A 10,348-nucleotide genomic window follows, 5' to 3' on the forward strand; every position below is an offset into this window, starting at 1 on the left:
GGCGTTGATTTTTGGCACGCTGTTGAGTTCTCAAGGAACGGACGCTTCCTTTGTACTCACCCTCTCGGGCTTTCCTCCGGGCTTTCGTTCTTGCGTTTCCGACTCTATCAGACTCTTTCGCGTCCGATTTCCTCGGTGCTTTCAGGTCCTGCGCTTTCGCGCTTTTCCCTTCGGCGTGGTCACTACGTTAACGCTTTTCCCTGCCGACTCATAATCGAGCCGATCGGCAGGGAATTCGGGCATGCCGAATACGACCCCGCCAGGGGTAAGTCGTAGGTAGTGGTTTGGCCGCTCCGGGGGTTGCTGAAGACAGCTCCCCGTTCAAGCGGCTCGGGCTACGTTAGGCGTCCCCCAAGATCGAGTCAAGTTGGGCGGCGGCGCGGCGCGTGGGCTCGATAGGGGCTCACGGTGGGGTCGCCGGTGATCCAGTAGCGGTAGGGGTGGGCCGCGCCGGCGCCGCCGACGCCCGTGCGGGGACCGTTGTCGACCTGGTCGGGCGGGGTGGGCGTGCCCGCCAGGAGGGACAGGGGGGAGTCGGGCCCCGCGCAAAGGTCCGCGCCGTCGAGCGAGCGGTCGACGTCCAGGGCCGTGGCCAGGCGGGCCGGCCCCTTGGCCAGTTCACGCGGGTATCTGGCTGAAAGCCGACGTTTGGCGGCCAGGTCGGCGCCCACCGTCACCTCCCCCGCGCGCAGCAGTACTCCGCTCGCGTGGCCCGGCGGGCCACAGTCGTTGTTGAGGCTGAACCACATGCCATAGGTAACTCACTAGGCATGTACGTCGTTGGTCCGGCAGCATCGGCAAAGCGGCGACAAGCAGGAAACGGCAGTGCGAGCGATCATCTACGCCAGGCTCAGCCCCACCCCGAGGGGCGAGGAATCCAAGGGTGGGAACCTGACACAACAGGTCGAGCTGAGTCAGGCGCTGTGCGACCGGAAGGGCTGGTCGGTCGTAGCCACGATCGTCGAGAAGGACACGTCGGCTTCGACCAAGCGGGGAACCAAGCGGAGCGCCGAGTGGGAGCGCGTCAAAGCTCTGGTGGAGGACGGCAAGGCGGACGCCATCGTGTCCCGCCACTACGACCGTATGTACCGCACCCCCTGGGACCTTGAGGATCTGGTGGACTTGGCCGAGGCGACCGGCGTCACGCTGGCCGCCGCACAGGCGCAGGGAGTGCTCGACCTGTCCACCCCGTCCGGCCGTCTCGCTGCTCGCATCGGGGCTGTGGTGGCTCGCAACGAGACCGAGATGCGAGTAGAGCGGCAGGTACTCGGGCACCAGCGGCGCAGGGAGTCGGGGAGGCCCTTCTGGAGTACTCGCCCGTTCGGCTTCGAGCGGGATGGCCGGCACCGGGAAGTAGAGGCGGAAGCCCTGCGGCAGGCGTACCGGGATGTCCTGGCCGGCGTCACCCTCTGGTCCGTCGCGAAGGACTGGAACACGCGTGGGCTGCTATCTCCGCACGGCAAGGAGTGGCGCAGCTCGAACCTCCGGATGGTCCTCTTGAAGCCGAGGAACGCGGGAATCCAGACGTACTCGCAGTGGGTCGAGAAGCCGGACGGGACGCGCGTGCGGCGGACCGAGGAGACCGGCGCGGGCAACTGGGAGGCGATCGTCTCCGAGGGCATATTCCGTGCGCTGGTCCGCTACCTGAGCGACCCCGAGCGCAACACGGGCGGCGGTGGCAAGCGCAAGGCCCTGTTGTCCGGCGTGGTCCGCTGCTCGAAGTGTCAGGCCATCGTCACTCAGGGGTGGAGCAAGAAGAACGCGGCAGGAGAGCGGTACCGCATCTACACCTGCTCGGGTGGCCGGTGCATCACCTGCCCCGCGGACCCGCTCGATTGCTTCGTGGTCAGGAAGGTCATCGACAAGGCCGAGGAGTGGAACGCGGCACCGGCCACGGATGCCGCGGACGAGGAGCGAGAGGCCGAGCTGCTGGCCGAGGAGACGGCCGCCTCCGAGAGGCGCACCGCCCTGGCGGAGATGTTCGCCGTGGGGGACATCGACGCTTCGACCCTGCGGACGGGCATCAGCAGGTGTGACGCCGACCTGACCAAGATCCGCACAGAGCTGGCAGACCTGGCATCGAATCGGGTGCGCGTCGACCTGGGCGACGTCGAGTACCTGTGGGAGGAGCTGGACTACGAGGACCCTGACCGCATCGACTACGTGCGGACCGTCGTCATGCAGGTCTGCGAGCAAGTCGAGCTGATGCCGCGCGGTCGAGGGATCCGGTCCTTCAGAGGCGAGCACTGCCGGATCACGTTCCGGAACCCCTGAGATCCGATCGCGGAGGGCCGAGCCGGCTGTCCGCGCGAAGTGAGCACGGGCCCTGTCTGGCGCGAGTCGGGCAGGGCCCGTCGTCATACCCGACGAGAAGGGCTCGGACATCCCTCGGAGCCTCTGCGCGTCAGGGGTACTCCGCCTGTCGTCTCACAAACCTTGGTCTCGAGACGGCCGTTACTGGCCACGCTGCGCCATGGTCGACGGCCAGCGGCGCAGGAGTGAGGCAACGGCGAAGGGCTGGGGGTATGACCCCCTGAGGGGGTCATGACTGACCGCCGTGTCTTAGCAGCCGAGATCCCGCCACGGTTTCAGGGTCCGTCTGGCGATCCCCCGATAGCGGAAGCGAGTGGATACCACCAGGTCACAGGGTTGCGCTTCGCTGATGGCGACGGCGGGAGCCAGCAAGGAACAGGGCCCTCCGGTCTCCATTCGTCCGGCCCGAGTCGACGGCCTCGGCAGTCACTCGACCGGCCAGGAACGCGTCACGCGCCGCGCTCGCGGACGATCACACTTCGCCCGACCCGACTTCTGCACTGACTCACCGGCGGGCCGCCAGCAAGGCGCACAGCGGCTCAGGCTCCTGTGGTCGGTTTGGCTCGCGGGCTCAGTCGGTACGCCGAGACCGTCGGATCACCTGCTAGGTAGAACCGGTGTTGCCAGTCATGGGCCTTGCTCACGCCTACCCGAGGACCAGCCTGGATGAGCGCGGCAGGTACCGACTCACCCTCGGACAGCACGACCGAGGTACCGGTCAGAAGGTCCGCGCCGTTGTGTTCCGCCGTGATGCCGAGTGCCTGGCAGAAGTTCCCCGGGCCTCGGGCGAGCCGTGCGCTCTCGACGCTGTCCCCTCGCCGCTTCCGCGCCAGGTCCTCCCCCTCGATAACCTTGCCCGCCCGGATGAGGACGGCCGAGGCGGTGCCGTCCGTCCCGGTGACGACGTTGGCGCACCAGTGGAGACCGTGGGACCGGTACACGTACAGGTGTCCTGCGGGTCCGAACATGACCGCGTTACGGGGTGTCCGGCCCCGGTAAGCGTGGGAAGCGGGGTCCGCCGCGCCGGAGTACGCCTCGGTCTCCGTGATGGTGATGCTCACGGTTCCCTCCGGGGTCTTGCAGGTGAGTACACTCCCGAGCAGCTTGGGGGCGACTTCTTCGGCAGGGTGGGCGAGGAGATCGACGTTCATGCTGACTGCCTTGACATGCGGTAGATGAAGTAGACGTACGCGTGTCCGGGCGGGCCGAACATCGACGCGTTGCGGGCGGTGCGGCCGCGGTAGGCGTGGGAGCCGGGGTCGGCCTCGCCCTCGTACGCCTCCACCTCCGTGATGCGCAGTTCCATGGGGCCGTCCGGGGTACGGCGGACCAGGATCCTGCCGAGCAGGTCGGGGGCCACGGTGAGGACCGGGCGGTCGAAGAAGGACCGGGTCAGGGGCGTACGGTCGGGGCGCGCGCTCATCCGGTTGAGCGTAGTGGAACGCGTGCCGCTGCAACCGGGCCCTATGGTTCCGCAGTGGTAAGGGGTCAGTGGACCCGTATATCTGTGTAGGGGAGAGAGAGCATGGGCTTCAGGAAGCTGTTCGCGAGCCTGGGTGCCGGCGGTGCGTCGGTGGACACGATCATCACCGAGCCGAACGTGGTGCCCGGAGGGATCGTCCAGGGCGAGGTGCGGATCCAGGGCGGGTCCGTCGAGCAGCAGATCGAGGGGCTGTCCGTGGGGCTCCAGGCGCGGGTGGAGGTGGAGGGCGGCGACAGCGAGTACAAGCAGGACATCGTCTTCACCAAGCAGCGTCTCGGCGGTGCCTTCAAGGTGCAGGCCGGTGCGCTGCACGTGGTGCCCTTCGGGCTGGAGATCCCGGCGGAGACGCCGGTGACCCACTTCGGCGGCCAGCACCTGCACGGGATGAACATCGGGGTCAGCACCGAGCTGGAGATCGCGCGCGCGGTGGACGCGGGTGACCTGGACCCGATCAACGTGCACCCGGTGCCGGCGCAGCAGGCGATCCTGGACGCCTTCCGGCAGCTGGGCTTCACGTTCCGCAGCGCGGACATGGAGCGCGGTCACATCCGCGGGACCCGGCAGACGCTGCCGTTCTACCAGGAGATCGAGTTCCTGCCGCCGTCTCAGTACCGGGGGCTGAACCAGGTCGAGCTGACCTTCGTCTCGGACGGCCACGAGATGGACGTCGTGCTGGAGATGGACAAGAAGCCGGGGCTGTTCAGCGAGGGCAGCGACACCTACCGCTGCTTCCAGGTGGGTCTGCAGTCGTACCAGGGGACCGACTGGGCGGCGTACCTGAACCAGTGGATCGCCTCGGTCGGTTCACAGCGCAACTGGTTCTAGGCTCGGGCGGGTACCCCTCATCCGATCCAGGAGGACAGCAGTGGCCGAACAGAACAGGGCTCCCCTTCCGCACGACTTCCACCCCGAGGTGGCGTCCTTCACGGTGACCAGCGAGGACGTCTCGCCGGGTGCCGATCTGCACGCGGCCCAGGTCCTGACGGGCAAGAACCTCTCGCCGGAGCTGAGCTGGGAGGGCTTCCCCGAGGGGACGAAGAGCTTCGCGGTGACCTGCTTCGACCCGGACGCGCCGACGGGCAGCGGGTTCTGGCACTGGGTGCTGTTCGACATCCCGGCGTCGGTGACCTCGCTGCCGGCCGGCGCGGGCAGCGGGGACTTCGCGGGGCTGCCCGAGGGTGCGGTGCACGTGCGCAACGACTACGGCACGCGTGACTTCGGCGGGGCCGCTCCGCCGCGCGGGGAGCGGCACCGGTACGTGTTCACCGTGTACGCGGTGGACCGGGAGGAGCTGGGTCCGGACGAGGACTCCTCGCCCGCGGTGGTCGGTTTCCACCTCCGGTTCCACGCGCTCGGCCGTGCCCAGCTGATCGGTGAGTACGAGTCGCCCGCCGCGCGTTGATCGTTCTCCCGGTGTTCGCCCGGTCCTGGTCTAAAGAAGGCCGGGACCGGGCATTTTTATTGCGTTGTCCCGCGTGGCGCGCGCGGCCAGAGTGGTTGCGGGCCTTGCCGCCAGGGTGGTCGCGGGCCTGCACACGGGAGGTGGGCGAGATGCGGGACACGCTGGTACTGAACGCGAGCTTCGAGCCGCTGTCGACGGTGACGCTGAACCGGGCGGTCGTGCTGGTTCTGCAGGACAAGGCCGTCGTCGAACAGTCGCATCCCGAGCTGCGTGTGCGTGCGGCCACCATGGAGCTTCCGATGCCGCGGGTGATCCGGCTGTGCCGGTACGTACGGGTGCCCTTCCGAAGACATGCTCCCTGGTCACGGCGGGGGGTGCTGGTCAGGGACCAGCACCGGTGCGCGTACTGCGGGAAGCGCGCGACGACCGTGGACCACGTGCTGCCGCGGGCCCAGGGGGGTGGTGACACGTGGCTGAACACGGTGGCCTCCTGTGCCGAGGACAACCACCGCAAGGCGGCGCGGACGCCGGAGGAGGCGGGGATGCCGCTGCTGCGGAAGCCCTTCGTGCCTTCTCCGGCGGACGCGATGCTGCTCGCCATGGGGGTGGGCGGGGAGGATGCGCTGCCGGAGTGGCTGGGGCGCACCGCGTAGTCCTGCGTCACCCCGGGCCCGTTGGGCGGCGTATTTCTTCTACGCCGTTCAGCGGAGCAGCAGTTGGACGATGGCCACGATCCCGACCGTCACGATGACTGCGCGCAGGGCGGTCGGGGGGAGCCGGCGGCCGACCTTGGCGCCGATCTGGCCGCCGATGGTGGAGCCGACGGCGATGAGGAGGACGGCCGTCCAGTCGAAGTCGGCGACGAAGAGGAAGAAGACGGCCGCGATGCCGTTGACGAGTGCGGCGACCACGTTCTTGACGGCGTTGATCCGTTGCAGGTCCTCGTGGAGCAGCAGGCCCATCAGGCCGACGTAGAGGACGCCCTGGGCGGCGCCGAAGTAGCCCCCGTAGGCGCTGGAGAGCAGCATGCCGGCCAGGAGCGGCGTGCCGCCGTCCGCTCCGCCCGGGTCGCGTCCCGCTGCTTCCTGGCGGCGGCGCAGGGCCGCGGCGAGCCGGGGCTGGAGGACGACGAGGACGAGGGCCAGGCCGATGAGGACGGGCACGATCGTGTCGAAGGAGTCCGACGGCAGGGTCAGGAGCAGGATGGCGCCCGCGAGCCCGCCGACGAGCGAGACGGAGCCGAGGCGCACGATGCGGGCGCGCTGGCCCTGGAGTTCCTTGCGGTAGCCGATGGCGCCGCTGATGGAACCGGGCACCAGGCCGAGGGTGTTGGAGACGTTGGCGGTGACCGGGGGCAGGCCGGTGGCGAGGAGCACCGGGAAGGTGATCAGGGTGCCTGAGCCGACGATGGTGTTGATGGTCCCGGCGCCGATTCCGGCGCCGAAGACCGCGAGCGATTCCCAGATGGACATGGACATGGACGGAGCCATCCCCTTTGTGTGAGTGAGTCGCCTCCCCGCCATGAAGGTCGAGGGGCCTCACTGATCATGCACGAAGGGGACGCCGCGTCAGTCGATGGGGGGCTGTTCGCGCCGCTCGGCGGGGGCGTCCTGGGCGGGGCCGCCCTTGCCGGGGTTCTGCGGGTTGAAGCCGGTCGAACCTCCGCCGAGGGGGCCGAAGTTGCCCATGGCGCCCGAGAGGCCCTTGAGTGCGTCACCGATCTCGCTGGGCACGATCCAGAGCTTGTTGGCGTCGCCTTCGGCGATCTTCGGGAGCATCTGGAGGTACTGGTAGGCGAGGAGCTTCTGGTCGGCGTCGCCGGCGTGGATGGACTCGAAGACGGTGCGGATGGCCTGGGCCTCGCCCTCGGCCTTGAGGGCGGCGGCCTTGGCCTCGCCCTCGGCGCGGAGGATGGAGGACTGCTTCTCGCCCTCGGCGCGCAGGATCTCCGACTGGCGGACGCCCTCGGCCTGGAGGATCGCGGCGCGCTTGTCGCGGTCGGCGCGCATCTGCTTCTCCATCGAGTCCTGGATGGAGGTCGGCGGCTCGATGGCCTTCAGCTCGACGCGGTTGACGCGGATGCCCCACTTGCCGGTGGCCTCGTCGAGGACCCCGCGCAGGGCGGCGTTGATCTCCTCGCGGGAGGTGAGGGTCCGCTCCAGGTCCATGCCGCCGATGATGTTGCGCAGGGTGGTGACGGTGAGCTGCTCGATGGCCTGGATGTAGCTGGCCACTTCGTACGTGGCGGCACGGGCGTCGGTCACCTGGTAGTAGATGACGGTGTCGATGTTGACGACCAGGTTGTCCTGGGTGATGACCGGCTGGGGCGGGAAGGGGACGACCTGTTCGCGGAGGTCGATCCGGTTGCGGATGGAGTCGATGAACGGGACGACGATGTTCAGGCCCGCGTTGAGGGTGCGGGTGTAGCGGCCGAACCGCTCGACGATGGCGGCGCTGGCCTGCGGGATCACCTGGATCGTCTTGACCAGGGCGATGAAGACCAGTACCACCAGGATGATCAGGACGATGATGATCGGTTGCATGTGGTTCCCCGTGCCCTTCCGGCTGTCTGTGCTGCCCCGTTGATCGGAGTCTCGCAGACCCCGGGGCCGCGGGTGGGCTGCTTGTCACATGACGACCGCGGTCGCTCCGTCGATGTCGACGACGTCGACGGACTGGCCGGGTTCGAAACTGGTGTCCGAGTCGAGGGTGCGGGCGGACCAGATCTCGCCGGCCAGCTTGATGCGGCCGCCGCTGCCGTCGACCCGTTCGAGGACGACGGCGGATCTGCCCTTCAACGCCTCGATGCCGCTGCGGTGTTGGGGCCGCTGGTCGCGGTGGCGGTTGGCGATCGGCCGTACGACGGCGATCAGCGCGACCGACACGATGACGAAGACCAGGACCTGGGCTACCACTCCCCCGCCGACGGCCGCGGTGACGGCCGCGGCGACCGCGCCGACGGCGAACATGCCGAACTCCGGCAGGGCGGTCAGGACGAGGGGGATGCCCAGTCCGACCGCGCCGATGAGCCACCACACCCATGCGTCGATGTCCACATGGTCATGGTAGGTCGGGCGGGCGCGGCCGGACAGGGCGCGAACGTCGGGGCCTGGCGCCGGGTCCGGCGCGAGGACTGGCGCGCGAGGACTGGCGCCGAGGACTAGCGCAGCGGCAGGCCCTGGGCGCTCCAGCGGTCGTGCTCGTTGCGCTCGACGATGAGCGGCAGGCCGAAGCAGAGGGAGAGGTTGCGGGAGGTCAGCTCCAGGTCGATGGGACCGGCGGTGACGACCTTGCCCTGCCGGATCATCAGGACGTGCGTGAAGCCGGGGGCGATCTCCTCGACGTGGTGCGTGACCATGACCATGGACGGGGCCATGGGGTCGCGGGCGAGGCGGCCGAGGCGGCGGACGAGGTCCTCGCGGCCGCCGAGGTCGAGGCCGGCGGCGGGCTCGTCGAGGAGGAGCAGCTCGGGGTCGGTCATGAGGGCGCGGGCGATCAGGGTGCGCTTGCGCTCGCCCTCGGAGAGGGTGCCGAACTTGCGGTCGAGGTAGTCCGACATGCCGAGGCGGTCGAGGAACGCGCGGGCGCGCTGCTCGTCGATGTCCTCGTACTCCTCGTGGAAGGTCGCGGTCATGCCGTAGGCGGCGGTGAGCACGGTCTGCAGGACGGTCTGCCGCTTCGGGAGCTTGTCGGCGAGCGCGATGCCGGCGACGCCGATGCGCGGGCGCAGCTCGAAGACGTCGCTGCCGGGCTTGCCGAGGGTGCTGCCGAGGATCGTGGCGGTGCCCTTGGTGGGGAAGAGGTAGCTGGAGGCGAGGTTCAGCAGCGTGGTCTTGCCGGCGCCGTTGGGGCCGAGGATGACCCAGCGCTCCCCCTCCTTGACCGACCAGGAGACCTGGTCCACCAGAGCCCGGCCCTCGCGGACCACGGATACGTCCACCAGCTCCAGAACATCGCTCATGAGCGTGTTGTCACCCCTTGCAGTCACGGTTCTCTGTGCGCGCCTGTAGGCGCGGCCCCAGGGGAAAACCTACGCCACTCCGAGCGGGCTCCGGGCGCCAGGCCGGGTCGGGGGGCGGATCCGTAGAGTGGGGGGATGCTTTTCGAACCACGTTCAGGGCGGCTGGCCGCCTGGGGGAACGCTCTGCTGGCCGGTCTGGTCTCGCCCGACGAGGCGGCGCTGTCGATCGTGGGCGAGGACTCCGTGCACCGGGTCTCCGGGCTGCCGGGCGAGGCGGGGCCGGTGGGGCTCACGCTGGCTCTGGGGCGGCTGCGGGCGCTGGGGGTGACCGGGCTGCGGGTGGCGCTGCCGGTGGCGGGGCATCCGCTGGGGCTGAGCGGGCCGCCGGAGTTCAACGCGCGGGCTCTGGAGGCCGAGGAGGCGGTGGTGTGCGCGGGGGCCGCGCTGGGGCTGGTGCCGGAGGTCACGGAGGCGGGCCCGGCGGGTGACGTGCACGTCTCGGTGGTGTGGCACTGCCTGCCGGTACGGGAGGCCCCGCCGGCGGACGTGCCGTCGCTGGGCGAGGCGGAGCGGGAGCTGGCCGAGGCGCTGCGCGAGGCGACGGTGGTGCTGACCCGGCTGGACGTGGCGGCGTCGGGGCCGGTGGCGGAGGCGGCGCTGTCGGCGTACCGGGCGCGGGCGGAGGCGGGGCGGGACGTGCTGGCGCCCGGGTATCCGGCGCGGGCGGTACGGGTGCTGGCGCTGGCGCAGCGGGTGGACCTGATGGTGTCGCTGGCGTACGAGCGCGGGCACGGGGGCGCGGTGGCGGCCTCGGAGATGGCGGCGCGGGCGGAGGCGTTGCGGCCGGTGGAGCGGGTGGCCCGGCGGGCGCTGGTGGCGGCGTACAACTCGGCGGTGGAGGCGCTTTAGCCGGCCGACGGGTGTGGAGGGGCTCGCGCGCGGGGCGGTACCGCTGCGCGGGCTGCTCCCCGCCCCGCGCCGGCGGGGCTGTCCGTAGCCCCGCCGGCGTTCGAGGCGAGAGCGGTTGAAGGGCGGGTAGGGGACCTCGCCCGCGCGGCGGCCCACCCGGCACACCCGCCCGCACCCGATCCGCCGGCCCCGGACACACGCCGCGGGGGGGCGGGCGTGGGGGGAGGGGGGGGGGGGGGGGGGAGGGGGGGGGGGGGGGGGGGGGGGGGGGGGGGGGGGG

The 10,348-nt window shown here is 70.1% G+C and carries 10 protein-coding genes and 2 pseudogenes; 5 read left to right on the top strand and 7 right to left on the bottom strand.

What is annotated here, in order from left to right; genetic code table 11:
• Positions 1-362: 362 nt before the first annotated feature.
• Positions 363-758: pseudogene (locus tag AC07A6_RS40540) on the bottom strand (DNA-3-methyladenine glycosylase); the annotation flags it as partial.
• A gap of 67 nt (positions 759-825) precedes the next feature.
• Here AC07A6_RS40540 and AC07A6_RS40545 point away from each other — a divergent pair.
• Positions 826-2,274: a recombinase family protein gene (locus tag AC07A6_RS40545; RefSeq protein WP_478780439.1), complete on the top strand. Its 1,449-nt coding sequence runs from the start codon at positions 826-828 to the stop codon at positions 2,272-2,274.
• A 578-nt stretch (positions 2,275-2,852) separates the two neighbouring features.
• On the opposite strand, the gene AC07A6_RS40550 is transcribed toward AC07A6_RS40545, so the two are convergent.
• The gene (locus AC07A6_RS40550; protein WP_478780440.1) at positions 2,853-3,464 is read right to left on the bottom strand and encodes a DNA-3-methyladenine glycosylase; all 612 of its coding nucleotides are present in this window, start codon (positions 3,462-3,464) and stop codon (positions 2,853-2,855) included.
• 14 nt (positions 3,465-3,478) lie between these two features.
• Positions 3,479-3,736 (bottom strand): annotated as a pseudogene (locus tag AC07A6_RS40555) (DNA-3-methyladenine glycosylase); the annotation flags it as partial.
• A gap of 102 nt (positions 3,737-3,838) precedes the next feature.
• On the opposite strand from AC07A6_RS40555, the gene AC07A6_RS40560 reads away from it, so the two are divergent.
• The 3 genes from AC07A6_RS40560 to AC07A6_RS40570 all read left to right on the top strand — a co-directional run bounded on the left by AC07A6_RS40560 (position 3,839) and on the right by AC07A6_RS40570 (position 5,851).
• The gene (locus AC07A6_RS40560; RefSeq protein WP_362467535.1) at positions 3,839-4,621 is read left to right on the top strand and encodes a sporulation protein; all 783 of its coding nucleotides are present in this window, start codon (positions 3,839-3,841) and stop codon (positions 4,619-4,621) included.
• Positions 4,622-4,661: 40 nt separating this feature from the next.
• Positions 4,662-5,198: a YbhB/YbcL family Raf kinase inhibitor-like protein gene (locus AC07A6_RS40565; RefSeq protein ID WP_362467536.1), complete on the top strand. Its 537-nt coding sequence runs from the start codon at positions 4,662-4,664 to the stop codon at positions 5,196-5,198.
• Between the two features lie 149 nt (positions 5,199-5,347).
• Complete coding sequence (locus AC07A6_RS40570; RefSeq protein ID WP_362467537.1) at positions 5,348-5,851, top strand: HNH endonuclease; 504 nt, start codon at positions 5,348-5,350, stop codon at positions 5,849-5,851.
• 48 nt (positions 5,852-5,899) lie between these two features.
• Here AC07A6_RS40570 and AC07A6_RS40575 read toward each other — a convergent pair whose 3' ends face one another.
• The 4 genes from AC07A6_RS40575 to AC07A6_RS40590 all read right to left on the bottom strand — a co-directional run bounded on the left by AC07A6_RS40575 (position 5,900) and on the right by AC07A6_RS40590 (position 9,159).
• On the bottom strand, positions 5,900-6,670 hold the full coding sequence (locus AC07A6_RS40575; RefSeq protein WP_362467603.1) for a sulfite exporter TauE/SafE family protein: 771 nt from the start codon (positions 6,668-6,670) through the stop codon (positions 5,900-5,902).
• A gap of 96 nt (positions 6,671-6,766) precedes the next feature.
• Positions 6,767-7,741 (bottom strand): SPFH domain-containing protein, encoded by a 975-nt coding sequence (locus tag AC07A6_RS40580; protein WP_362467538.1) that lies wholly within the window; start codon positions 7,739-7,741, stop codon positions 6,767-6,769.
• 84 nt (positions 7,742-7,825) lie between these two features.
• Positions 7,826-8,254 (bottom strand): NfeD family protein, encoded by a 429-nt coding sequence (locus AC07A6_RS40585; RefSeq protein WP_007263342.1) that lies wholly within the window; start codon positions 8,252-8,254, stop codon positions 7,826-7,828.
• A gap of 104 nt (positions 8,255-8,358) precedes the next feature.
• On the bottom strand, positions 8,359-9,159 hold the full coding sequence (locus AC07A6_RS40590) for an ABC transporter ATP-binding protein (RefSeq protein ID WP_362467539.1): 801 nt from the start codon (positions 9,157-9,159) through the stop codon (positions 8,359-8,361).
• 135 nt (positions 9,160-9,294) lie between these two features.
• On the opposite strand from AC07A6_RS40590, the gene AC07A6_RS40595 reads away from it, so the two are divergent.
• Positions 9,295-10,068: a hypothetical protein gene (locus AC07A6_RS40595; protein WP_362467540.1), complete on the top strand. Its 774-nt coding sequence runs from the start codon at positions 9,295-9,297 to the stop codon at positions 10,066-10,068.
• Positions 10,069-10,348 lie beyond the last annotated feature (280 nt).

Source organism: Streptomyces sp. NPDC044002 (genome assembly GCF_056434525.1).